Origin of the sequence: Streptomyces sp. NPDC086080 (assembly GCF_044540255.1) — a bacterium.
In the GTDB taxonomy this organism is placed as follows: Bacteria; Actinomycetota; Actinomycetes; order Streptomycetales; family Streptomycetaceae; genus Streptomyces.
Window position 1 is genome coordinate 40674 of record NZ_JBITRU010000032.1, and the last position, 23735, is coordinate 64408.

Sequence of the window (23735 nt, forward strand, 5' to 3'; positions counted from 1 at the left end):
GACCCCGCCTCCCCCACCCTCCCCGCCGAGCCCCGTACGGCGCGCGTGGCAGAAGATGTCGCCCTACGCCTACATCGCGCCGTTCTTCACCCTGTTCGCCGCCTTCGGCCTCTTCCCGCTGATCTACACGGCGTTCGTGTCCCTGTACCGGGTCGAGCTGCAGACCCCCGGTGACATGGAATGGCGAGGGCTGGACAACTACACGGCCCTGTTCACCGACGACTTCTTCTGGACCTCGCTGCGCAACACGTTCACCATCGGCGTCATCTCCACGGTTCCTCAGCTGGTCATGGCCCTGGGGCTCGCGCACCTGCTCAACTACCGTCTGCGCGGCCGTACGTTCCTGCGCACGGCGATGCTGCTGCCGTACGCGACGTCCGTGGCGGCGGCCACCCTGGTCTTCGCGCAGCTCTTCGGCCGGGACTTCGGGCTCATCAACTACGTCGCCGGGCTCGTCGGCATCGGCCCGATCGACTGGCAGACCGGCACCGTCGCCTCCCAGATCGCCGTCTCCACCATCGTCATCTGGCGGTGGACCGGATACAACGCCCTGATCTACCTGGCGGGCATGCAGTCCATCCCGCAGGAGCTGTACGAGGCCGCCGAGGTGGACGGGGCATCGAAGTGGAGGCAGTTCTTCCATGTGACCCTGCCCGGACTGCGTCCGACGATCGTGTTCACCGTGATCGTCTCCACGATCGGGGCCACGCAGCTGTTCGGCGAGCCGCTGCTGTTCGAGGGGTCGATCTCGGGTGGCATCTCGCACCAGTACCAGACCCTCGGCCTGTACATGTACGAACAGGGCTGGGGCTTCTTCCACCTGGGCCGGGCCGCGGCCATCGCCTGGGTCATGTTCCTGCTCATCGTGGTGATCGTGGGGGTCAACGCCGCGCTCGCGTACCGTCGTACCCGCAAGGAGGCCGTGCGATGACCACGCTCGCCGACCCGCCGGTCACGTCTCCCACCCCGCGGCAGCAGCCGCCCCGCCGCCGGTCCCGCGCCGGACGCACCAACCACGCCGGCAAGCTCACGTACGCGGTCCTGACCGTTGCCGTCCTGGTCTCCGCCTTCCCGTTCTACTGGACCATCGTGGCGGCCAGCCGCTCCAACGCCGACCTCGCCCAGGTTCCGCCGTCACTTCTGCCCGGTCCGAACCTGCTGCGCAACTTCGAGGCGGTGCTGGAGGAGGCGGACATCGGCAAGGCGCTGCTGAACTCCTTCATCGTGTCCGGCTCGATCACCGTCGGCACCGTGCTCTGCTGCACGCTCGCGGGCTTCGCCTTCGCCAAGCTGCGCTTCCGCGGACGGGGCGCGCTGCTCGCGATCACCGTGGGCACGATGATGATCCCGCCGCAGCTGGGCGTCATCCCGCTGTTCATGCTGATCGCCGAACTGCAGTGGGTGAACCAGCTCCAGGCCGTCATCCTCCCCGGCCTGGTCTCCGCGTTCGGTGTGTTCTTCATGCGCCAGTACCTGGTGCAGTCGCTGCCGGACGAGCTGATCGAGGCGGCACGGGTCGACGGCGCGTCCACCGCCAGGATCTTCTGGTCCATCGTGGTGCCAGTCGCCCGGCCGGGCATGTCCGTGCTGGGCCTGCTGACCTTCATGGCCGCGTGGAACGACTTCTTCTGGCCCATCGTCGCCCTGTCCTCGTCCGAGCCGACCGTGCAGGTGGCCCTGCGCCAGCTCGGCGGCGGTTACGTCCACGACCAGTCCGTGATCATGGCCGGCACGCTCCTCGGCACCCTTCCGGTGCTTCTGGTCTTCGGCCTCCTGGGCCGGCAGATCGTCGGCGGCATCATGCAAGGAGCCGTCAAGGGCTGAGCCCGGCCCCCTTCGTCTCCGCTCCCCACCCGTCCCCCACCGCGCCTTCGGAGCCCTCAGTCCATGACCGTACTTGACACACGCACCGGCGACACGACCGTCCTTCGGTTCCCGAACGGTTTCCGTTGGGGAACCGCCACGGCCGCCTACCAGATCGAAGGCGCCGCCGCCGAGGACGGCCGCTCGCCCTCGATCTGGGACACCTTCAGCCGCGTCCCGGGCAAGGTCCGCAACGGCGACACCGGTGACATCGCCGCCGACCACTACCACCGCATGCACGAGGACGTCGCCCTGATGCGCCGCCTCGGGCTGACCGACTACCGGTTCTCCATCGCCTGGCCCCGCGTGCAGCCGACCGGTCGCGGGCCGGCCGTGCAGAAGGGCCTCGACTTCTACCGGCGGCTCGCCGACGCACTCCTGGACGCCGGTATCCGGCCGGTCGCCACCCTCTACCACTGGGACCTGCCCCAGGAGCTGGAGAACGCGGGCGGCTGGCCCGAGCGGGAGACCGCACAGCGCTTCGCCGACTACGCCGCCCTGGTGGCCGACGCGCTCGGCGACCGGATCGGGACTTGGACGACCCTCAACGAGCCGTGGTGCGCGGCCTTCCTCGGGTACGGGAACGGGGTGCACGCCCCCGGCCGCACCAGCCCGCCGGCCAGCCTGCGCGCGGCCCACCACCTCAACCTCGCGCACGGCGCCGCGGTGCGGGTGCTGCGCGACACCCTGCCGCCCGGCTCACACCTGTCCCTGACGCTCAACCTCCACGCCCTGCGTCCGCTCACCCGGTCGGCCGAGGACCTGGACGCGGTCCGGCGGATCGACGCGGTCGCCAATCGCGTCTTCCTCGACCCCGTCTTCCACGGGCGCCTCCCGGAGGACCTGGTCCGGGACACGGCGGGGATCACCGACTGGTCGTTCGTGCGGGACGGTGACCTCGCCACCAGCTCGACGCCGATCGATTCGCTCGGCATCAACTACTACTCCCCCACCGTCGTCGCCGCCGGCCGGTCCGAGTCGCCGTCCCCCTGGGCCGGCGCGGAACGGCACGTCCGGTTCCTGCCCGCACCGGGGCCCCGGACCGCCATGGACTGGCCCGTGGACGCCGACGGACTGTACGAGCTGCTGATCCGGCTGCGTCACGACCTCCCGGGCCTCCCCTTGGTGGTCACCGAGAACGGCGCGGCGTACGACGACTACGCCGACCCGTCGGGGCAGGTCCACGATCCGGAGCGGATCGCCTATCTGCACAGCCACCTCACCGCCGTGCACCGGGCGATCGAGGAGGGCGCCGATGTGCGGGGCTACTTCCTGTGGTCGCTGCTGGACAACTTCGAGTGGGCGTACGGCTACAGCAAGCGGTTCGGCATCGTGTACGTCGACTTCGCCACGCAGCGGCGCATCCCCAAGAAGAGTGCGGGCTGGTACGCGGACGTCATCGCACGCAATGGGGTCGAGGCCCGGCAGAGCGGGTGACCGCGCGGCCCGGTCCGCCGGGCCGCCGGGCCGCCGCCGCGGGTGATCACGGTCCACGGCGGGCGGCGGCGATCCGCCGGTGCTCGACCGTGAACGCCCGGAGGCACGAGGGCGACACGTCCCGTGTCGCGCGGGCCACCGGACTCCACGGCCGTCCCGCGCCGCTCCCCCGACGACGGTGCGCTCGGCCGCCCCTCTGCGGCGATTCCCCCGGCGGGCGGCGGCAGCGTTCCGCCGCCCGCCGGGGTGCTCAGTCCGCCACCGTCACCGGCTCCCGTTCCCGGCCGTCGCCCTCCACCACCGGCGTGCGGCCAGGCAGGAACGCGGCGACGACGACCGCGCCCAGTACCGCGACGACCGCTCCGCACAGCGCCGTGACGTGCATCGCGTGCAGGAACGCGTCGCCGGCCGCACCGGCCAGGGCCTCGCCGCGTGGGCCCAGCCGGTCCGCCACCGCCAGGGTGGCCTCGATGGACTCGCCGGCCGCGTGCCGGGCGCCGGGCGGCAGCAGGCCCAGCTCCTCCTCGATGTCCCCGCGGTAGGCGGTGGACAGCACCGAGCCGAGGATGGCGATGCCGAGGGCGCCGCCGACCTGGCGGAAGGTGTTGCTGAGCGCGGAGGCCGTCCCGGCCTTCTCGCGCGGCAGGGCCTGCATGACGACGACGCTGACCGGCGTCATCACGTACGCCATGCCGGTGCCCATCAGGAAGAAGACGACCTCCAGGAACCAGATCGGCGTGTCCCTGTCCAGGAGCACGAACGCGGCCAGCGTCGCCGCGAGCACCACCAGACCGGCGGTCGTGGTGATCCTGCTGCCGATGCGGTCCACCATGAGGCGGGCCCGGGGCGCGAAGAGCATCTGCGTGGCGGCCAGCGGCAGCATCAGCACGCCCGTTTCCAGCGGCGAGTGGCCGCGCACGCTCTGGAGGTAGAACACCGCGAAGAAGGTCACGCCCATCAGCGCGAAGAAGACCAGCGCGATCGCGGCGATCGAAGCGGAGAACACCTTGTTCCCGAAGGCGGAGATGTCGACGGACGGATGGTCGCTGCGCTTCTCGAACATCACGAACGCGGCCAGTACGGCGAGACCGGCCCCGATCGTGGACAGCACGGTGACGTCGGTGAAGTCGGCGAGTCGGCCGCCCATGATGATGCCGTACACGAGCAGGACCAGGCCCGCCACGGACAGCACCACTCCGACGGGGTCGATCCGGCCAGGGCTCGGATCGCGGGAGTCGGGGACCAGCCACAGCATCAGGGCGACGGCGAGGGCGACGATGGGCACGTTGACGAGGAACACCGAACCCCACCAGAAGTGGTCGAGGAGCAGTCCGCCGGTGATCGGGCCGATGGCGATGGCGAGGCCCACTCCGCCGGTCCAGATGCCGATGGCCTTGGGCTGTTCGTCGCGTTCGAAGACGTACATGAGGACGGCCATGGTGGCCGGCATGACGAACGCCGCGCCCAGGCCCATGATCGCGCGGAAACCGATCAGCTCGGCCGGGGAACCGGAGAACGCGGCGAGTGCCGAACCGGCACCGAACACGGCGAGACCGCAGATGAGCACCTTCTTGCGGCCGAGCCGGTCGCCCAGCAGCCCCGCGGTGAAGAGCAGGCCGGCGAAGACGAGCGTGTAGGCGTTGATGGCCCATTCCACCTGGCTCTGGGTGGCGCCCAGGCCGGTGGGGGCGGGGGTGGAGATCGTCTTGATGGCGACGTTCAGGATCGAGTTGTCCAGGACGACGATCAACAGGCTCATCATCAGCACGCCGAGAATCACCCAGCGGCGCCGGTGCACGGCTTCCGGGATCCGGCGGGCGGGGACGGCAGGAGAAGTCATGCGGATCAGCGTAGAAAGTTCCGGTACGAGACGTTCTCGTACGGATTGCGTGTTGCCCGGTTCTTCTCGGGCGGCGCGGCCCGCGGGGCCGTGGGAGAGGTCGTCGGGCCCCCTCTGGCCCTCCGCCGGTCGAGGTGCCACCATGGACGTGGTCCGGGGACGCCGTCAGGGCGCCTCGAGATGACGTGTTGGGAGACAGTTCCATGACGCAGCTTTCCGCTGCCCAGACCGGGATGACACCCGGCTCCTCCTCCGGCGGCAAGACGCTGTACGGGGGCAAGGGCACCCGCCGCATCACTGTCCGTGACATCGCCGCCGCCAAGGAGCGCGGTGAGAAGTGGCCCATGCTCACCGCGTACGACGCGATGACCGCGTCCGTGTTCGACGAGGCCGGCATCCCGGTCATGCTCGTCGGCGACTCCGCGGGCAACTGCCACCTCGGGTACGAGACCACCGTGCCCGTCACCCTCGACGAGATGACCATGCTGTCGGCCGCGGTGGTGCGCGGTACCTCGCGCGCCCTGATCGTGGCCGACCTGCCCTTCGGCTCCTACCAGGAGGGTCCGGTGCAGGCGCTGCGCTCGGCGACCCGGCTGATCAAGGAGGCCGGTGTGGGCGCGGTCAAGCTGGAGGGCGGCGAGCGGTCGCACCAGCAGATCGAGCTGCTGGTGGAGTCCGGGATCCCCGTGATGGCCCATATCGGCCTGACCCCGCAGTCGGTGAACGCGATGGGCTACCGGGTCCAGGGGCGCGGCGAGGAGGCGGCGCAGCAGCTGCTGCGGGACGCGAAGTCCGTGCAGGACGCGGGGGCGTTCGCGGTGGTGCTGGAGCTGGTGCCGGCGGAGCTGGCGGCCGAGGTGACGCGGGTGCTGCAGATTCCCACCGTCGGGATCGGGGCGGGGGCCCGGACGGACGCGCAGGTGCTGGTGTGGACGGACATGCTGGGGCTCACCGGGGGGCGGGTGCCGAAGTTCGTGAAGCAGTACGCGGATCTGCGTGAGGTCATGAGCGGGGCGGCGAAGGCGTTCGCCGAGGATGTGGTGGGCGGGGCGTTCCCGGAGGAGGCGCACTCCGTGCACTGAGCGGCTTCGCCGCGCGTTTGAGCCATTGCGGCACCACCTGTCGGCCCCGTCGATCTTCCCCCGTCGGCGGGGCCGGCGCGTGGGCGCGGGGCGCCGGGGGTGGGCACGGGTGCTGGACACCCCCGGTGCTTCACCCGTTCCCCCGCGTTGGTGCTGGGCGGGGGGTGTGTGCGCAGCCCGGCGCTTGCGGGGTGCCGTCGCGCCCACCCTCCCCCACTCTCGGCTTCGCTCGAGCGGGGGGACCCCCATCGCCCTGCGGCACGACTGCCCGCGGAGGGCGGAGGGCCGGCGGCACGACTGCCCGCGGCGGGCGGAGGGCCGGCGGGCGGAGGGCCGGCGGCACGACTGCCCGCGGAGGGCGGGGGGCCGGCGGGCGGAGGGCCGGCGGCACGACTGCCCGCGGGAGCGGTAGGGGCGCGGCTCGCGTCGGGGCGGGGTGTCGGTGGGGTGTCGGGGGTTTGTCGGTGGGGGGTGGGAGCGTCGGGGCATGACGCGAAACGACAAGGAATCGGGGGGCGCGGGAAGCGCCGTTTCCGTGCGGGGGCTGGTCAAGCACTACGGGGAGACCAAGGCGCTGGACGGGGTCGACCTGGAGGTGCGGGAGGGCACCGTGCGGGGGGTGCTCGGGCCGAACGGGGCCGGGAAGACCACGCTGGTACGGATTCTGTCCACCCTGCTCGCTCCGACGGCGGGACACGCCACCGTCGCCGGGTACGACGTGCTCCGCCAGCCCCGGCAACTGCGCCGGGTGATCGGGCTGACCGGGCAGTACGCCTCAGTGGACGAGAAGCTCGCGGGCTGGGAGAACCTGTATCTGATCGGCCGGCTGCTCGACATGCCCCGCAAGGCGGCACGGGCCCGCGCCGACGAACTGCTGGAGCGGTTCTCCCTCACCGAGGCCGCCCGGCGCCCGGTGGCCACCTACTCGGGCGGTATGCGGCGGCGCCTCGACCTGGCCGCCTCGATGATCGGCCGGCCGTCCGTGCTGTTCCTGGACGAGCCGACCACGGGCCTCGACCCCCGTACCCGCAACGAGGTGTGGGAGGAGGTCCGGCGGCTGGTCGGGGACGGGGTGACGGTGCTGCTGACCACCCAGTACATGGAGGAGGCCGAGCAGTTGGCGTCCGAGCTGACCGTGGTGGACCGGGGCAAGGTCATCGCGAGCGGCGGTATCGAGGAGCTGAAGGCCAAGGTCGGCGGCCGTACGCTGCGGATCCGCCCGGCCGACCCGCTGCGGTTGCGCCCGCTGGCGGAGGCCCTCGACGCGCTGGGCATCACCGGGCTCGCCACCACCACCGTGGACAGCGAGCGGGGTGTCGTGCTCGTTCCGGTGCTGAGTGACGAGCAGTTGACCGCCGTGGTCGGCGCGGTCACCGCGCGCGGGATCACCCTCAGCTCCATCAGCACCGAACTGCCCAGCCTGGACGAGGTGTTCCTGTCCCTCACCGGCCACCGTGCCGGTGCCCCGCAGGACGCCGTGCCCGCCGCGAGCCACGAGGAGGCCGTCGCCGTATGAGCGCCGCCACCGCCACCACCGACACGACCACCACGACCGACGCCACCGCCGCCGTGGCCGGTCTCCGCGCGGACGGGCGTATCCCCTTGCGCTCCCATCTGCGGCACACCGGGGCTCTGGTCCGCCGCAACCTGCTGTGGATCCGGCAGGACCCGGAGTCGATGTTCGACGCCGTGCTGTTCCCGATCGTCTTCACCCTGCTGTTCGTGTACGTCTTCGGCGGCTCGATCGGGCAGTCGCTGGGCGGCGGACAGGAGGCGTATGTGCAGTACATCGTGCCCGGACTGATGGCCATGATGGGGATGAACATGGCCATGGGGGTGGGCACGGGGTTCAACCAGGACTTCAACAGCGGGGTCATGGACCGCTTCCGGTCGCTGCCGATCGGGCGCGGCTCGGTGCTGTTCGCCAAGATCTCGGTCGAGATGATGCGGATGCTGATCGCGACCGCCATCCTGATGGTCGTCGGCGTGCTCGTCGGCTTCGACATCACCGACTGGCCCGGGCTGTTCGCCGCCGTGGGACTGTCCGCGGTGTTCGGCTCGGCACTGATGTGGATCTTCCTCACCCTGGGCGTGGTGCTGAAGAACGCGCAGTCGGTGCAGGCCATGGGCTTCCTGGTGCTGATGCCGCTGCAGTTCGGCTCGTCCATCTTCGCGCCGACCCAGTCGATGCCGGGCTGGCTGGAGTCCTTCACCCAGGTCAACCCGCTCTCCTCGCTGGCCGACGCCGCGCGCGGGCTGATGGTGGGCGGCCCGGTCGCGCACGACCTGTGGATGACGCTGGCCTGGTCGGTGGGGATCACCGCGGTGATGGCCCCGGTCGCGATCCACAAGTTCCGTACGAAGACCTGATCACTCCGGTCCGAGCAGGGCGACGGCCTCCTCCACGGGGAGACCGTCGCCCTCGGCGTACGCGGTCTCGTACGCCGCGTCGCCGAGGGCCGCCCGGGCTCGCGCCTCGGCTCGTTCGCGCACCTCGCGTTCCACGAGCGGGGCGTGGTGTCCGGGCGGCAGCAAGGAGTCGGCGGCGCCGACGCAGCGGGCCGCGTCCCGGGAGTGCCGCCCGCCGTCGAGTCCGGCCAGGGCGAGGCCACCGAGGGTGAGGTACGCGGCGCGCATGTGGGGGGCCATGGCGGCGGCCAGCGGATCGCCGGCCTGGCGGATCGCCTCGCGAATGAGGACCAGGCCCTGCTCGTCGTTGCCCTCGGCCACCTCCAGCCAGCTCTCGGCGCCGAGGATGAACGCGTCGAAGACGACGAAGTGTGCGATGCGGAACTCCTCGCGCAGGGCCCGCAGATGCTCCCGCGCCTCCACCGTGCGCCCCGTCACGCAGAGCCAGCCGGTCAGGAAGAGCCGGGCGGCGGGCAGGGCCTCGGTGTGCCGGCCCCTGGTGTCCTCGATGACCTTGCGCAGCAGGCGCTCACCGCGCTCCGGGTCACCCGATTCCAGCAGGGCGCTGCCCAGCCGGGTGGCGAGCACCCCCGTATGGGCGCGGGCGCCCAGGCGGTCGGCGTACTCGATCGCCGCCTCGAAGTCGGCCGCGGCGTCCTCGTACGCCCCGGACCGTTCGCGGGCCTCGCCGCGCGCGGAGAGCGCCTCGGCGATGCCCCACCTGTCGCCGAGCCTGCGGTGGATCTCCAGGGCCTCGTCGGCGGCGCGGCGGGCCTCACCGGCCCAGTCGCTGCGGTTGGCGAGGAAGTTGGCGCGCAGTTGGAGGTTGCAGGCCAGTTCCCACTCGAAGCCGGGGGTCTCCCGGCAGGTGCGGATCGCCGCGTCGACCACGTGACGCAGCCGCTCCATGTCGCCGGTCAGCATCACGGCGAACACCCAGAGCAGGCCGGGCGGCCGGCACACCTGCGGCAGGCCGGGCTCGTACGTCGCGCCGATCAGGCGCAGTTTGTGCTGTGCCTGGGGGGTCTGCCAGTCGTCCAGCTCGGTGTCCATGTGGGCGAGATGGGCCAGGTGCACCCCGCGCCGGGCCTCGGCGAGGACCTCGCCGGTCATGGGCGGCGGGGCGTCGGTGCAGCGCTGCCGGAGCGGGGCGGCGGGCCGCACCGGTTCGGTGAACGGGTCGGGGCCCAGGGCCATGACCTCGGCGCAGAAGGTGCGGGCCTCGATGCGCAGATCGCGCATCTGCCAGTACCAGGTGAGGGACAGGGTGATGCAGAGCGCCTCCTGCTCGTCGCGCAGGGCGACGGCGTGGCGCAGGGCGGTGCGTACGTTCTCGTACTCCCGCTCCAGCCGTGCGATGGCGGCCGGCTGCTCGGGGCCGCGCAGCATCGGCTCGGTGGTGCGCACGAGTTCGCGGTAGTACGTCAGATGCGCGCGCTCCGCGTCGGCGCGCCGGCCGGACTCGTCGAGCCGCCGGCCGGCGTATTCGGCGACGGTCTCCAGGAGCCGGTAGCGCATCCCGTCGTCCCCCGAAGGGGCGGCCACCACGAGGGACTTGTCGACGAGGGAGCCGAGTGCGTCGAGTGCGGCCGGTCCGCAGACGGCCTCGGCGGCGGCGAGGTCGCAGCCGCCCGCGAAGACCGACAGGCGGCACAGGACGTCGCGTTCGTCCTCGTCGAGCAGGTCCCAGGACCAGTCGACGACCGCCCGCAGGGTCTGCTGCCTGGGCAGGACGGTACGGCTGCCGGAGGTGAGCAGCCGGAAGCGGTCGTCGAGCCGGTCGGCGATCTGTCGCGGGGTGAGCATCCGCAGCCGGGCGGCGGCTAGCTCGATGGCGAGCGGGAGTCCGTCGAGGCGCCGGCAGATCTCCGCGCAGGCCGCCGCGGTGTCCTCGTCGGCGTCGGTACGGAAGCCGGGGCGGGCGGCGGCGCCGCGGTCGGCGAGCAGCCGCAGGGCGACCGGTTCCGGCAGCGGCTCGACCGGGCGCAGCGACTCCCCGCGCACCCCGAGGGGTTCACGGCTGGTGGCGAGCACGGTGAGGCCGGGGCAGCGTTCCAGCAGCGTCTCGACGAGACGGGCGGCGGCCTCGACCAGGTGCTCGCAGTTGTCGAGGATCAGCAGCATGCGGCGGGGGCCGCAGTGCTCGGCGAGGCGTGCCACGGGGTCGGCGTGCCGATCGGTGACGGCCCGCATGCTCTCGGCGCCGGCGCCGTACAGCACGGTCTCACGGGCGCCGACAGCGGTGAGTACGGCCTCGGGGACGGCGTCGGGGTCGTCGACCGGGGCGAGTTCGGCGAGCCACACACCGTCCGGGGTGGTCCCCCGTACGGTTTCGGCGGCTTCCTGGGACAGCCGGGTCTTGCCGGCCCCGCCCGGTCCGAGCAGCGTGACGAGGCGGGCGGCGGCGAGGTCGGCCCGGATGGTCTCGATGTCCCGTTCCCGGCCGACGAACGAGGTCAGCCGGGCCCGCAGGTTGCCGGGCGGCAGATTCCCCGGGGGCTTCGGCGGGGCGGCGGACTCCGGCGGTGCGGCGGGCTCCGGCCGGGCAGTGGGATCCGGCCCGGGTTTCAGCAACGCGGCGTGCAGGGAGCGCAGTTCGGCGCCGGGGTCGGTTCCGAGACGGTCGGCGAGCAGGTGTCGTACGTCCTCGTAGGCGGCCAGCGCCTCGGCGGTGCGGCCGGTGTCACGCAGGGCGCGCAGCCGCAGTGCCTGGAGGGGTTCGTCGAGGGGGTGACCGTCGCACAGCGCGGTCAGCTCGGGCAGGGACTGCTCGGCCTCGCCGAGGGCGAGGGCGGCGGCGTGCCGGGCGCGCAGCACGTCCAGGTGCCGGGTCCTGACCCGGGCCGCCTCCGCGGTACGGCCGGGCAGCCCCGCGAGTGCCGGGTCACCGTGCCACAGGGCGAGGGCGTCGTCCAGTACGGCGGCCGCCTTCACGGGATCGCCGCCGGCCAGGGCGCGCAGGCCCTCGCCGGCCAGCCGCTCGAAACGGTGCAGGTCGATGTCGTCGGCGGCGGCGGTCAGCCGGTAGCCGCCGTCGACGGACGCGACGGCGTCCGCGCCGAGCACCCGGCGCAGCCGCCCGACCAGGGCCTGCAGCGCCCCGACGGCGTCGGCCGGCGGATCACCGTCCCAGACCTCGTCGACCAGCAGGGCCACGGGGACCGCGCGGCCCGGCCGCAGGGCGAGCACGGTCAGCAGCGCGCGCAGCCGCGCTCCCCCGACGGGGACGGCGCCGCCGTCGGGGCGGAGTGCCTGGGTGGTACCGAGGATGCGATAGCGCACGGGGGCCATTCTCTCCGGTGACCGTCACGGCGGTCACAGGGGCCGACCGGAGTGGCGGGCGGATTCGTCCGCGAAGCACGGAACGGCGGATCCGGCACCGGACCGTCCCGGTCGGCGGCGGCGATGGGCGCCGGGCGCCGGGCCTCGTGACCCCGGGCGGCCGCCCCGGCGGAACGCGTCGGCGGCGCGAGACGTTCCCCCGGTGCGCCCGGTACCGTCGGGCAGTCCCCGCGTGCCCTCCGTGTGCCCGCACCCGACAGCCCAGGGAGTCCGATGACCACCGCCGCCGCCCGTCACAGCGACCGGAGGATCAGCCCGGTCTTCCTGGGGATCCTGGCCGTGACGGCGGTCACCGGGTGGGCCACCTGGACCGGGTTCGCGGAGCAGCCGGGCGTGGCCGTGTTCCTGTTCGTGACGGCCGCCTGGATCGTCTCCCTGTGTCTGCACGAGTACGCGCACGCCCGCACGGCCCTGCACAGCGGCGACATCTCGGTCGGCGCGAAGGGCTACCTCTCGCTGAACCCGCTGAAGTACACCCACGCCCTGCTGAGCATCGTGCTGCCCGTGGTGTTCGTGATCATGGGCGGGATCGGCCTGCCGGGCGGTGCCGTGTTCATCGAGCGCGGCCGGATCCAGGGGCGCTGGCGGCACAGCCTGATCTCGGCCGCCGGTCCGCTGACGAACGTGCTGTTCGCGATCGTGTGCACGGCCCCGTTCTGGCTGGACGCGCTGGACGGCGTGCCGGCCCACTTCCGGTTCGCGCTGGCCTTCCTCGCGCTGCTCCAGGTGACGGCGGCGATCCTGAACTTCCTGCCGGTGCCAGGACTGGACGGCTACGGCGTGATCGAACCCTGGCTGTCGCACGGCGTCCGGCGGCAGGTGGAGCCGTTCGCGCCGTTCGGTCTGCTGTTCGTGTTCGCGCTGCTGTGGGTGCCCGAGGTGAACGGCGCGTTCTTCGGCGTCGTCGACTCGCTGCTGGGGACGCTCGGCATCCACGAGTTCGACACGTACTGCGGTTACGACCTGTTCCGCTTCTGGAGCGGAACCAGCGGCGTCTGCTCGGTCAGCCCGTGACGGGGCCCTCGCCCCGCGCGGCCCGCCCCCGCTTGATGTAGTACCAGGTCATGTTGGACGACAGGCCCACGAGCAGCACCCACACGACACCGATGAGCACATTGCCCTGCACGAAGGAGACGACGGCCGCGGCGACGGCGAGGATGCACAGGACGAGGGCATAGAGAGCGAGACGGGGCATGGTGCGGGCTCCTGTCGGGGGACACTGCTTCCGGTACGGCTACGGGTGCCGCGCACCCGCGCTTACGGTGTCCAGTGTCCCCCATCGCCTCATACGTCCGTGACCCGGAGCCCCGCGTGTGCCTTGTAGCGGCGGTTGACGGAGATCAGGTTGGCGACCAGCGACTCCACCTGGTGGGCATTGCGCAGCCGCCCGGCGAAGATGCCCCGCATGCCCGGGATGCGGCCGGCCAGGGCCTGCACGATCTCCACGTCGGCGCGGACCTCGCCGAGCACCATCACATCGGTGTCGACCTCGTCGATCTCCGGGTCCTGGAGCAGGACGGCCGACAGATGGTGGAAGGCGGCGGTGACCCGGGAGTCCGGGAGCAGCACGGCGGCCTGCTGGGCGGCGCTGCCCTCCTCCGGCTTGAGCGCGTAGGCGCCCTGCTTGTCGAAGCCGAGCGGGTTGACGCAGTCGACGACGAGCTTGCCGGCCAGTTCCTCGCGCAGGGACTCCAGTGTCCCGCCGTGTCCGTCCCAGGGCACGGCGACGATCACGATGTCGCTGCGCCGGGCGGTCTCGGCGTTGTCGGCGCCCTCGACGCCGTATCCGAGCTCGTCGGCGGCGGACCGCGCGCGCTCGGCGGCCCGGGAACCGATGATCACCTTCTGGCCGGCCTTGGCGAGCCGGTACGCGAGGCCCTTGCCCTGCGGTCCGGTGCCGCCGAGCACGCCGACGACGAGCCCGGACACATCGGGCAGGTCCCAGGGGTCCTTGGCCGGGGCCTTCGCGGGCGCATTCGCGGGCTGCTGTGCACTGTCGGTAGAGGTCATGGGCCGACCCTACGTCCGAGGTGGCACCGTTTCCGGCCCGCGTGAGCGCCGTCACCCGGCGGCGGGTGGTGTCCCCGGGTCGGGGGAATCCCGGGCGAACGCCGGGACAGCGGTGAGCGCTTGGGGCAGGATGCGGCCTCATGGATGCCGTACGGGTCGCGCTGCTGCGGGACGTGCTCGCCGGGACGGGGTGGCTGGACGACACCCGGCACTTCGCGGCGACACTGCGGGGATCGGTGCTCTCGCACGGCGGCGGGCTGCTGCTCGTGGGCACGCCGGAGTACGAGCCGTGGCATCTGGCGGCGCATCTGGTGGACGAGGCCGCCTGGTCGGGCACACCGGAACTGGCCCCCACGCTCGTACGGCATGACGCACGCCCCTCGGATCCCGCGCATCTGGCGGTGGGCCCGGGGCGGCTGGAGGCGGCGCGGCGGGGCGAGACGCTGCTGGTGGTGGCACCCGGGGAGCCGCCCGCACCGCTGCTCGAACGGATCTGTGACGCTCGCCGGGCCGGGGCGACCCTGCTGTCGCTGGGCCCCGGCGAGGGCGAGCTGCCGGCGCTGGCCCACGAGATCCTGCCCGTGCCCGAGGGGTCGGAGCTGGATCTGGACACCGTGCAGCACCTGGTGAGTGCGGCGGCCGGGGAGAACGCCCTGCCCGCGCCCAGGGGTCCCCGCCGCTTCCGCGACCGCCTGTCCCGGCTGGCCGACCTGCTGACGGCGCCGCCGCCGACCCGCTGGTAGCGACTCGGAGCGCGTGGCCGTTCGCCCTCTCCGCCCCGGAGCGGTCAGTCGTCGTCCCGCTCGGCCGCCGCGGCGTCGTGCCACTTGGGGTCGTTCTCCCACTGGAGGTTGCGCTCGCGGGCCGTCTCCATGGCGTGTTCGGCCTCGGTGCGGCTCGCGTACGGGCCGAAGCGGTCCTTGCCGGGGCAGTCGGGACCCTCCTCGACCTTCTGGTGTTCCAGGCAGTAGTACCACTCACCCGGTTTCCCGACCGTCCGCTTCTTGAACAGGGCCATGACCGTCTCCTCTCACCGCACGTCACCATCTCGCCGTCCTGCCAGGAAGATGGTCCCCCATCGCCGCTGAATTAGACTCGCCGGCATGTCTGGCCAGTCACTGCTCGTTCCGGGGGAACTGTCCCCCACCCGTCCCGTGCCCGGGAACATCCGCCGTCCCGAGTACGTCGGAAAGCCCGCCCCCACGCCGTACACCGGGCCGGAGGTGCAGACGCCCGAGACGATCGAGGCGATGCGGACCGCCGGCCGGATCGCGGCGCGGGCGATGGAGGAGGCCGCGAAGCTCATCGCTCCCGGTGTGACCACGGACGAGCTGGACCGGGTGGCGCACGCGTACATGTGCGACCACGGCGCCTACCCGTCGACGCTCGGCTACCGCGGCTTCCCCAAGTCCCTGTGCACGTCGGTCAACGAGGTCATCTGCCACGGCATCCCTGACTCGACGGTGCTGCGCGACGGCGACATCGTCAACCTGGACGTGACGGCGTACATCGGCGGGGTGCACGGCGACAACAACGCGACCTACCTGGTCGGAGACGTGGACGAGGAGAGTCGGCTGCTGGTGGAACGCACCCGCGAGTCCCTCGCCCGCGCGATCAAGGCGGTCAAGCCGGGCCGGCAGATCAACATCATCGGCCGGGTGATCGAGTCGTACGCGAAGAGGTTCGGCTACGGGGTGGTCCGTGACTTCACCGGTCACGGGATCAACTCGTCCTTCCACTCCGGCCTGATCATCCCGCACTACGACAGTCCCCACGCGACGACGGTGATGCAGCCGGGGATGACCTTCACCATCGAGCCGATGCTGACGCTGGGCACCCACGAGTACGACCTGTGGGACGACGGCTGGACGGTCGTGACGAAGGACCGCAGGCGGACGGCCCAGTTCGAGCACACACTGGTGGTGACGGACACGGAGGCGGAGATCCTGACCCTCCCGTAGGCACCGCCGGCATTTCCCCTGGCCCGCTCTCCCCGGAGGGCGGGCTCTTGTTCGTGGGGGGAGAATGGAGGGGACGTTCCCGACAAGCCGTCGGGAAAGTATTGACTTAGGTAAGCCTAACCACAGAAGATCAGCCCATGGACTCCTTCTCGACCCTCATACGCACCGCCTCCCACGAGCAGCACGTGGAGGCGGAGACCTCGACGTTCATGAGCGATCTGCTCGGCGGCCGGCTGGGCGTGGACGCGTACGCGCGCTACACCGAGCAGCTGTGGTTCGTGTACGAGGCGCTGGAGTCCGGCGTGCGGGAGCTGGCGTCGGATCCGGTCGCGGGCCCGTTCATCCGGCCGGAACTGTTCCGGCTGGCCGCGCTGGAGCGGGACCTGACCCACCTGCGCGGCCCGGACTGGCGCTCGACCCTGACCGCCCTGCCCGCCACCGAGGCCTACGCGGCCCGTGTCGCCGAGTGCGCCCGCACCTGGTCGGCCGGCTACATCGCCCACCACTACACCCGCTACCTGGGCGACCTCTCCGGCGGCCAGATCATCCGCGGCAAGGCGGAGAAGACCTGGGGCTTCGAGCGCAAGGGCGACGGCGTCCGCTTCTACGTCTTCGAGGGGATCCCCAACCCGGCCGCCTTCAAGCGCGGTTACCGCGAACTGCTGGACGCGGTCCCGGTGGACGACCTGGAGAAGCAGCGCATCGTGGCGGAATGCAAGCGCGCGTTCACCCTCAACACGGACCTCTTCCGCACCCTGGGCAAGGAGTTCCCCCTGTCGGCGTGACGCCCGCGAACGCGCTCCGCGTCGCACCGCCCGCCCAGTGCGGCAGCTCTGCGCCGGGCTATGCGCCGCGATCCGCCGACCGTACGGCCAGCGGCTCCGCCGCGTGCACCCGCAGTGCCGGGCCCTCGTCGAACTCCAGCACCATGGCAGGGCCGCCGGCCGCGTACTGATCACTGCGTACGCGGAGCACGGACCGCCACTCCCCCCACACCCGCACCGTCTGCCCGGCCCGGACCATGACCGCCGCCACCTCGCGCACCGCGGGTCCGGCCATGATGTCCGGAGCCTTCAGCTCCGCGAACACCGTCTTCCCGATCCCGGCCGCGCGCTCCTCACAGCCCCAGCGGTCCGAGAGCGCCGCCACCAGCAGCAGCCCCCGCCCGCCCGTTTCGTCCTCCCCGGGCTCCCGCACCTCGGGCCGGCCGCCTCCGGCATCGCTCACCTCCAGCCGCAGCAGTCCGTCCGCCACGGAGCGGCTGATCCGCACGCCCACCTGCCGGTCCCCCGGCACGGGGACGCGCAGCGCGTTGGTGACGAGCTCCGAGAGCACCAACTCGGCGTTGTCCAGCGTCTCCTGACCCACGCCCCAGTCACCGAGCACGGCATGCAGCAGCGCTCTGGCGCGGGGGACGCTGCGCCGGCTGCGAGGCAGCCGGAAGGTGATGTCGTCAGTACCGGAGCGGTAAGCCATGGCACCCCCATGGGGTCGTTGCTGGTGAGATGCTCCGCAGCATATGTACTGGCGCAACATTGCACGGCTATACGAAGTTTGCTTCACCCTTTCGGGTATGAGGCGGTCCGTTGGGGAGTACGCCTCTGATAGGGAGTTGTCCATGCCCACTGTCAAACCGTCCACCGTGCTGGGGCGCCAACTCGGTGACGAACTGAAGAAGTTCCGCGAAGCGGCAGGCGTGTCCATGGCTGAAGCCGCTGAGGCGCTCGACTGCACGAAGGGGAAGATCAGCCGCATCGAGAACGGTCACGTCCCTGTGCGCAGCCCCGACCTGATCGCGCTCATGCAGACATACCGGGTGGAAGAGCGGGCGGCGCAGGACCGCCTCGTGGCGCTTGCCCGCAGGGCCAATCGACGGCGCAGGGAGGGGTGGTGGCACGCGTACGCCTCCGTGCTCAGCGATACGTACATCGATCAGATCGAGATGGAGTCCATCTGCGAGAGCATCCGGACGTACCAGGTACAACTGGTTCCCGGCCTTTTGCAGACGGCGGAGTACGGGCGGGCGGTGACCGTCGCCTCACGGGCGTGGCAGACGCCGGAGGAGATCGACCAGTTCGTTCGAGTACGCCTCGCCCGCCAGGAACGGCTCACCGGCGAAGGCCCCATCGAGTACTGGGCGGTGCTGGCGGAAGGCGTTCTGCACCAGCGGGTGGGCGGTACGGACGTGATGAGGGCACAGTTGGACCACCTCCTGACCATGGCGCAACGCCCCAACATCACCATTCAGGTACTCCCGTTCTCACGTGGTGCGCACTCGAGCATGTACGGGCCGTACCTCCTGCTCGCCTTTCCGCAGATGGCCTCACTCGATCTGGTCCTCACCGAGACGCCGACCGGCAACCTCTGGATGGAGCGGGAGCCCGAAGTGGCGTGTTACCAGGCGCTCTTCGACGACGCCCGAATGGCAGCATTGCCACCGACGGACTCACTCGCGCTGATCCGACACGTCGCCAAGGAGTACAAATCATGAGCCACGCAGGCCTCGACCGCACGATCCCCGACACAGCGATATGGAGAAGGAGCAGCTACAGCGGCGGGCAGGGTGACTGCCTCGAACTGGCCCAGGGCACCACCCTCGCCCCCGTGCGCGACAGCAAGAACCCGGCCGGTCCCGTGATCCCCTTCAGCCGTGACGCCTGGGGCGTCTTCGTCGCGCAGTTGAGCGGTGGGCGTTCCGAGTAGGCACGGCCGCCCGCCTCTCCCGCACGGCACCAGTGAGGGCCGGCGCTTCCCACGAAACGGTCAGTTCCGTGTACCTGCCCGGTAACAGACCGGCGAGCCACGGTTGCGGACGGGGAATCCGGCCCAAAATCTGTCTGCGGCCGGGTTTTTGTGAGCGGCCGTCCACGACCGATCACGGGGGAACGCAATGAACACCACTGCCCGCACGAACCGCGCCAACTCCAGAGGCTGGCGGGCCTACGCCATCGGCGCCGCCGTCGTCACCGCGCTGCTCGCGTCCACCGCGTGCCAGTCGGAGGCGGGCGGCGGCTCGCACAAGACCGGCTCCACGAAGCGGCCTGGCGCGTCGAAGCCGAAGCACAAGCCGGACGACGACACCCCGGGCGTCAACGGCAACGGCAACAACGCCGCCATCGCCCCCTGCACCGGGGACAACCTCGCGGCCTCCTCCGTACGGGAACCCGCAGGCAGCACGGAAGCCAGGCAGCTCCTCCTCACCGTCCAGAACGTCGGCGACAAGAAGTGCGATCTGTACCACTACCCCCACGTACGGCTCGGCGCCGACGCCCAGGGCATGGTTCCCGTGATCGAGAACAGCTCCCCGGATCCGGGGAAGCCCGTCACCATCGCCCCGATGGAGGAAGCCCACGTCGCGCTGCTCGTGGCCGGGGGCGGCCGGGACGAGTACGAGGCGAAGAGCATCACCCTCACGCTGCACGGCCGTGAGCTCGGCAGCAAGGGAAGCGATCCCATCAACGTCCCCCTGCCCGACGGCCCGCTGTACGCAGACGACGGCCAGCTCGTCACCTACTGGACGACGGCTTCCGGCGGCGCGCTGGACTTCATCATGTCAAAGTGACGGACCGGTCTGCCGGGTTCCACCCGCTCAGCGCTCCAGATAGACCCGGCCGCCGATCTCCGTCCAGCCCTCCGGCTGCGGGGCGGTGAGGATCTGGGAGCCCGTGCCCTGGGTGATGTTCAGGGCACGGCCCAGGCGGTCGGTGAGTAGCAGTGCCGCCGCGCCCGTCGCCTCGTCCTCGTCGATGCCGTCGTCGCGGCCGGGGAAGGCACGGGCGCGGATCCGGCCGGCGGGCTCGTCCAGCCAGGCCCAGGCGTAGATCCACTCCCCCTTCGGCGGCACGGGCAGGTCGTCGACCTCGGCGGCGGTGCCGTACTGGCGCAGGGTGCGCGGCGGCACCCACTCCGCCCGCGCCTCGATCCAGCAGAACTCCCCGTCCTGCCGGGCCCCCACCACCCCGGCGGGCACGACGAGTTCGGGTACGTCGATCAGCCAGGCCGTACCGACGCAGGGGTGCCCGGCGAAGGGCAGCCGCAGGGTGGGCGTGTAGATGTCGATCACCCCGCGCTCGGGGTCGTCGACGAACACGGTCTCACTGAACCCGAGCTTCGCGGCGAACTCCTGCCGCTCCTCCCGCTCGGGCATCACGGCGCCGTTGCGGACGACCCCCAGCTCGTTGCCGTACCCGCCCCGGGGCCCACAGAAGACACGCAGCACGTCGTAATCAGTCACGGGGGCATTCAAGCACCGCGCAGCCTGCGAGACCGTTCGCCGTCGGCTGACGGTCGCTGCGGACGGTGACCCGGCTCGGCCCCCTTTTAACGGTTGAGCGGGAACTCGTAGCCGGCGAGCCGGCAGAACTGAACGAAACGTTCAACGTGTGTGTCCGTGAGGAAGTGGTCCAGGAGGTGAGCAACAGCGAGCGCCTGCTCTTGGTACCGCAGGGTCACATCCGGCTGATCGGGGCCGGTGAAGGGCCTGTCGACGAACGCGGCAGCCCTTTCCATCTCCGCGTCGGTGACGAACCCGTCCGTGAGGGCCGCACCCCACACATACAGCGGGTTGTCAGGAAGCAGGTCCGGATGCAGGTGGTCGCTCTCCATGCTGAGCTCGTCGATGTGGTCCACCATTGACGCCGCCCACCGCTTCAGATGGACGCGCTGATCATGGATCGGAAAGGGTTCGTTGACCTTGACATCGGTCAGCACGAACCCGCGGTGCTCCACCCGGTCCGCAAGCTCGGTGAACTCAGTCAGTCTTCGCCGCACGCCGGGCGATTTCAGCAGGAAGACGACGAAGTCCAAGGTGATCATTTCGAACGCGGCAGCCAGGACACCAGTGACACCGTGTTGGTGAAGAACTTTGATGACCGCACAGTGCAGGCGGTTGTATTGCTTGGTCATGGCGTCCAGCGCCGTGGCACCGCGGAGTCCGGCCAGCTTCCGCGCAAGCCGGTCGAGATCGTACGCCGGCTCACCGGTCAGGAACAGCGGTAGCTCTCTGATGTGGTAGCCGAGGTGCTCAAGGCGCGTTTGGCGTGCGACGCCCGTGCCGTCCCGCTTTCGCACCTCGAATGTCACGTGCTCGCTTCCGATGCCGAGAAGACCGACGACCCTGTGGCCGTCGAACGTGGTGAATCGCTGCGCCTCGAGCCACTCTTCGTCGATCACGTCAGGTCCATCGCCGCGTCGATGAGCCAGTCGTAGGTACGGACACGGAAACCGTGGTGAAGGTCATTGAACTCGGCCAACGCCGCAGCCTGCTCCGTGCCGAGTGTGCCGCGTCGGCCGGTGACCGCAGTCAGCTCGAAATCAGCCGGCCTGAAGTCGGGTAGACGTGGCCGGAGGTGGGGCGACGCCTCCAGGTGGCGCAGTGGCCCGTACCGGCTCGGCGCGGATCTCACGCGTGCCGTGAGCGTGGCCAAGTCGTGCAACTTCTCGGAGACGGTACCGTGCCGGTCGACAGGCGATGCGGACGGAGATCCGAGGATGACACCGCGCCACCGCCAGGTCCTCGGGGTCAGCTGAAAGGAGCCCACGCACAGCTCGATCCCGGTGTCCTCGATCTTCACCCCACGGCGCACTTCGGTCCAGGACCGGCCGAACGCGTTACGCAGGATGGTGGGGTGGAGGGCGAGGAACTCTTCCAGTGCGGCCCGGTCGTCACGACACACCAGGTCCAGCAGACGCCCGCCGACGGTCGGGGTGTCCACCGCCGGTGTTCCACCCGGTTCGGCGAGGACCAGGGTGGTGATCGCTGTGGCGAGGGGCTCGATCCCGTTCGCCGTATTCCCCGCGACCCGGTCGGCGAGCATCGGCGAATGCTTCACCAGGGTTGCGTGGTCGATGCCGTGCCACACCGGCAGAATCGCCTTCACACCGAGGCTCTCCACCGCGACCAGGCCGTTGAGTTCCCTCACTGACCAACGCTTGTCGAAAAAGGCCTCGCTCAGCACAACGACCCCGAACCGGCTCTTTGCCAAGCCCTCGTCGATGCTCTGTCGGAGGCTGTCTCCGATCTTGAGCTCGTGCCGGTCGAGCCACACCCGAAGGCCACGCGCGGTCAACGCCTCTGCCAGAGGGATGGCCACGGACTCCTTGTCCTCCGAGGCGTGACTGACGAAGACGTCCCAACGCACCCGTGTCCCCCAATTGTCAGCTTCTGGGCGATGTCGACAATCCCGCGCCAGGGTACCGCATCACACTTATCGGTAAATGCGTTTCACCAGCGACGAATCGGGTCAATGGGAACGGGGTGCCCTTGGTGGGGGCACCCCTCTTCTTGGCTCACTCGGTCGTCGTACCCCGCCTGCGGAGTGCGAGGACGATGCCGGCGCCCGCCGCCACGGCCGCGCCGGCTGCCGCGCCGAGGGCGCCGGCCGGGACGTCCGAACCGGTGCTGGCGAGGCTGCCGCCGATGGTCGAGCCGACGCCGCCGGTGGTCGAACCGGTGGGGCCCGCGCCGCCGGAGCCGCCACCCGTGGTGCCGGAACCGGTGCTGCCGCCGGAGCCGCCCGTGCCGTCGGGGAGCTTCGCGTCGTCGGTGAGGGCCATGGACAGGTTGACCAGGTCGAGTTCCGTGCCGGCCGTGTAGAAGTCGCCGAAGGCCGTCGCGCCCGCCCCGGTGAGGGTCGCCGTCACGTCGTTCACCGTGATGACGTCGTTCTTCGCGGTCAGGGCGGGGGACTTGGCCTTCAGTTCGGCCAGGACCACGTCCTGTGAGGCCTCGCCGAGGCGGTTCACGTCGGCGGACAGGGTGCCGGTGCCGTCGGCGAGGGTCGCCCTGAGGTCGGTCAGGGTGAGGTCGAGGCCGTACGTGCCGTTCTCCTCGTGGCCCTTGAAGTTCACCGCGCCCTTGAAGGCGGCCTTCAGCGTGCCGGCCTTCATGTCGTATGTGCCGCTCGCGCCGGTGAAGGTGAAGGCGCCGTTGCCGGTGGCCTGCGTCGCGCCGGCCGACGCGGTGATCCTGCCCTTGGCCACCGGGCCGGTGACGTAGGTACGGAAGGACTGCTTCACGCCCCAGCCGAGCGTGCCGTCGGCTATCTCGCCTTTGGTGGCGGGGGCGGTCGTCTGCGACTGCGTGGCGGACGGGTCCGGGGCCGGGGTCGGGGCCTTCGTCGTCGGCGGGGCGGTCGTGGCCGTGGTCGTCGGGGTGGGCTCGGGGCCCGGTGACGTCGGTGGGGTGGTGGGCGGCGTGGCGGACGGGGTCGGCTCCGGCACGGTCTTCTTCACGAGGGTCAGCGGGTCGCCCGCCGCTCCCGCGTAGCTCGCGCTGCCGAAGACCGTTCCGGCCTCCTCAGTCAGCGTGGTCGCCATGTCCGTCATCTGGCGGGTGACCGTGACGGTCGCGAGCGGGACGTCGTCCTCCGTGGTGCCGCCCCGCGTGACGTCCGCGGTGATCTCGGCGTCCACGCTGTCGAACTTCACGTCGGAGAGGCCGATCTCGAACCCGTGTGCCTCGGACTTGATGGTCAGCTCGCCCTTGAAGGTGAGGGACATCCGGTGGGTGGTGGAGTCGTAGGTGCCGGCGCCTTCGGGGAAGGTGAACACGCCGTTGCCCTCGGCCTGGGAGGCACCCTCCGAGGGGGTGAACGTGCCCTTCGCGAAGGTGGCGACGTAGGTGCGGTAGGACTGCTTGATGCCCCAGGTCAACTCATATCCGGTCAGGGGGACTTCGGCGGCGGAGGCGGAGGGGGCGACGGTGGCGCCGAGGCCCGCCGCCGTGGCCACCGCGGCGGCGAGGGCGAGGGAGCGGCGTCGTCTTGCGGACATGGTCGGTACTCCTTGGGG

23 protein-coding genes are annotated in these 23735 nt (G+C 71.1%); 13 read left to right on the plus strand and 10 right to left on the minus strand.

Features of this window, described 5'->3' with window-relative positions; translation table 11 throughout:
- The first annotated feature begins 55 nt into the window (after nt 1–55).
- The 3 genes from ACIF9R_RS30180 (at nt 56) to ACIF9R_RS30190 (ending at nt 3300) form a co-directional block, all read left to right on the plus strand.
- Nucleotides 56–931 (plus strand): carbohydrate ABC transporter permease, encoded by an 876-nt coding sequence (locus ACIF9R_RS30180; protein ID WP_399985624.1) that lies wholly within the window; start codon nt 56–58, stop codon nt 929–931.
- On the plus strand, nt 928–1824 hold the full coding sequence (locus tag ACIF9R_RS30185) for a carbohydrate ABC transporter permease (RefSeq protein ID WP_399985563.1): 897 nt from the start codon (nt 928–930) through the stop codon (nt 1822–1824). The genes ACIF9R_RS30180 and ACIF9R_RS30185 overlap by 4 nt, the downstream gene beginning before the upstream one ends.
- A gap of 63 nt (nt 1825–1887) precedes the next feature.
- A complete protein-coding gene (locus tag ACIF9R_RS30190) occupies nt 1888–3300 on the plus strand; it encodes a GH1 family beta-glucosidase (protein ID WP_399985564.1) in 1413 nt (470 codons plus the stop codon).
- A gap of 250 nt (nt 3301–3550) precedes the next feature.
- Here the strand turns inward: ACIF9R_RS30190 and ACIF9R_RS30195 are convergent, their stop codons facing one another.
- Nucleotides 3551–5140 (minus strand): MFS transporter, encoded by a 1590-nt coding sequence (locus ACIF9R_RS30195; RefSeq protein ID WP_399985565.1) that lies wholly within the window; start codon nt 5138–5140, stop codon nt 3551–3553.
- Nucleotides 5141–5343: 203 nt separating this feature from the next.
- Here ACIF9R_RS30195 and panB point away from each other — a divergent pair, with 203 nt between their 5' ends.
- The 3 genes from panB to ACIF9R_RS30210 all read left to right on the plus strand — a co-directional run bounded on the left by panB (nt 5344) and on the right by ACIF9R_RS30210 (nt 8592).
- The gene (panB, locus tag ACIF9R_RS30200) at nt 5344–6222 is read left to right on the plus strand and encodes a 3-methyl-2-oxobutanoate hydroxymethyltransferase (RefSeq protein ID WP_399985566.1); all 879 of its coding nucleotides are present in this window, start codon (nt 5344–5346) and stop codon (nt 6220–6222) included.
- 487 nt (nt 6223–6709) lie between these two features.
- Entirely contained in the window at nt 6710–7738 is a 1029-nt protein-coding gene (locus tag ACIF9R_RS30205) for an ATP-binding cassette domain-containing protein (RefSeq protein ID WP_399985567.1), read from the plus strand.
- Nucleotides 7735–8592: an ABC transporter permease gene (locus ACIF9R_RS30210; RefSeq protein WP_399985568.1), complete on the plus strand. Its 858-nt coding sequence runs from the start codon at nt 7735–7737 to the stop codon at nt 8590–8592. Before ACIF9R_RS30205 ends, ACIF9R_RS30210 begins: the two co-directional genes overlap by 4 nt.
- On the opposite strand, the gene ACIF9R_RS30215 is transcribed toward ACIF9R_RS30210, so the two are convergent.
- Nucleotides 8593–11922: an AfsR/SARP family transcriptional regulator gene (locus tag ACIF9R_RS30215; RefSeq protein ID WP_399985569.1), complete on the minus strand. Its 3330-nt coding sequence runs from the start codon at nt 11920–11922 to the stop codon at nt 8593–8595.
- Between the two features lie 264 nt (nt 11923–12186).
- Between ACIF9R_RS30215 and ACIF9R_RS30220 the strand changes: the two genes are divergently transcribed.
- Entirely contained in the window at nt 12187–12987 is an 801-nt protein-coding gene (locus ACIF9R_RS30220) for a site-2 protease family protein (RefSeq protein ID WP_399985570.1), read from the plus strand.
- Here ACIF9R_RS30220 and ACIF9R_RS30225 read toward each other — a convergent pair.
- Nucleotides 12977–13168 carry a hypothetical protein gene (locus tag ACIF9R_RS30225; protein ID WP_399985571.1) on the minus strand — a complete coding sequence of 64 codons (192 nt, stop codon included), beginning with the start codon at nt 13166–13168 and terminating at the stop codon, nt 12977–12979. The two genes, ACIF9R_RS30220 and ACIF9R_RS30225, sit on opposite strands and share 11 nt — an antisense overlap.
- Nucleotides 13169–13257: 89 nt before the next feature.
- Complete coding sequence (gene npdG, locus ACIF9R_RS30230) at nt 13258–13983, minus strand: NADPH-dependent F420 reductase (protein ID WP_399985572.1); 726 nt, start codon at nt 13981–13983, stop codon at nt 13258–13260.
- Between the two features lie 140 nt (nt 13984–14123).
- Here npdG and ACIF9R_RS30235 point away from each other — a divergent pair, with 140 nt between their 5' ends.
- Nucleotides 14124–14726, plus strand: coding sequence for a hypothetical protein (locus ACIF9R_RS30235; RefSeq protein WP_399985573.1), 603 nt, complete (start codon nt 14124–14126; stop codon nt 14724–14726).
- A gap of 44 nt (nt 14727–14770) precedes the next feature.
- Here ACIF9R_RS30235 and ACIF9R_RS30240 read toward each other — a convergent pair whose 3' ends face one another.
- Nucleotides 14771–15001 (minus strand): hypothetical protein, encoded by a 231-nt coding sequence (locus ACIF9R_RS30240; protein WP_399985574.1) that lies wholly within the window; start codon nt 14999–15001, stop codon nt 14771–14773.
- Nucleotides 15002–15086: 85 nt separating this feature from the next.
- On the opposite strand from ACIF9R_RS30240, the gene map reads away from it, so the two are divergent.
- Nucleotides 15087–15944: a type I methionyl aminopeptidase gene (gene map / locus ACIF9R_RS30245; RefSeq protein ID WP_399985575.1), complete on the plus strand. Its 858-nt coding sequence runs from the start codon at nt 15087–15089 to the stop codon at nt 15942–15944.
- A gap of 137 nt (nt 15945–16081) precedes the next feature.
- Nucleotides 16082–16729, plus strand: coding sequence for a heme oxygenase (biliverdin-producing) (locus ACIF9R_RS30250; protein ID WP_399985576.1), 648 nt, complete (start codon nt 16082–16084; stop codon nt 16727–16729).
- 58 nt (nt 16730–16787) lie between these two features.
- Here the strand turns inward: ACIF9R_RS30250 and ACIF9R_RS30255 are convergent, their stop codons facing one another.
- Entirely contained in the window at nt 16788–17420 is a 633-nt protein-coding gene (locus ACIF9R_RS30255; protein ID WP_399985577.1) for an ATP-binding protein, read from the minus strand.
- A 142-nt stretch (nt 17421–17562) separates the two neighbouring features.
- Between ACIF9R_RS30255 and ACIF9R_RS30260 the strand changes: the two genes are divergently transcribed.
- From ACIF9R_RS30260 to ACIF9R_RS30270, 3 genes are all read left to right on the plus strand, one after another.
- Complete coding sequence (locus ACIF9R_RS30260) at nt 17563–18435, plus strand: helix-turn-helix domain-containing protein (protein WP_399985578.1); 873 nt, start codon at nt 17563–17565, stop codon at nt 18433–18435.
- Nucleotides 18432–18647 carry a DUF397 domain-containing protein gene (locus ACIF9R_RS30265; protein WP_399985579.1) on the plus strand — a complete coding sequence of 72 codons (216 nt, stop codon included), beginning with the start codon at nt 18432–18434 and terminating at the stop codon, nt 18645–18647. The genes ACIF9R_RS30260 and ACIF9R_RS30265 overlap by 4 nt, the downstream gene beginning before the upstream one ends.
- A gap of 187 nt (nt 18648–18834) precedes the next feature.
- On the plus strand, nt 18835–19506 hold the full coding sequence (locus ACIF9R_RS30270) for a DUF4232 domain-containing protein (RefSeq protein ID WP_399985580.1): 672 nt from the start codon (nt 18835–18837) through the stop codon (nt 19504–19506).
- A 27-nt stretch (nt 19507–19533) separates the two neighbouring features.
- On the opposite strand, the gene ACIF9R_RS30275 is transcribed toward ACIF9R_RS30270, so the two are convergent.
- The 4 genes from ACIF9R_RS30275 to ACIF9R_RS30290 form a co-directional block, all read right to left on the minus strand.
- Complete coding sequence (locus ACIF9R_RS30275) at nt 19534–20178, minus strand: PhzF family phenazine biosynthesis protein (protein WP_399985581.1); 645 nt, start codon at nt 20176–20178, stop codon at nt 19534–19536.
- 86 nt (nt 20179–20264) lie between these two features.
- Complete coding sequence (locus tag ACIF9R_RS30280; protein WP_399985582.1) at nt 20265–21116, minus strand: hypothetical protein; 852 nt, start codon at nt 21114–21116, stop codon at nt 20265–20267.
- Nucleotides 21113–22084 (minus strand): toll/interleukin-1 receptor domain-containing protein, encoded by a 972-nt coding sequence (locus tag ACIF9R_RS30285; RefSeq protein WP_399985583.1) that lies wholly within the window; start codon nt 22082–22084, stop codon nt 21113–21115. The genes ACIF9R_RS30280 and ACIF9R_RS30285 overlap by 4 nt, the downstream gene beginning before the upstream one ends.
- Before the next feature lie 148 nt (nt 22085–22232).
- A complete protein-coding gene (locus ACIF9R_RS30290; RefSeq protein ID WP_399985584.1) occupies nt 22233–23717 on the minus strand; it encodes an HtaA domain-containing protein in 1485 nt (494 codons plus the stop codon).
- Between the last annotated feature and the right edge of the window lie 18 nt (nt 23718–23735).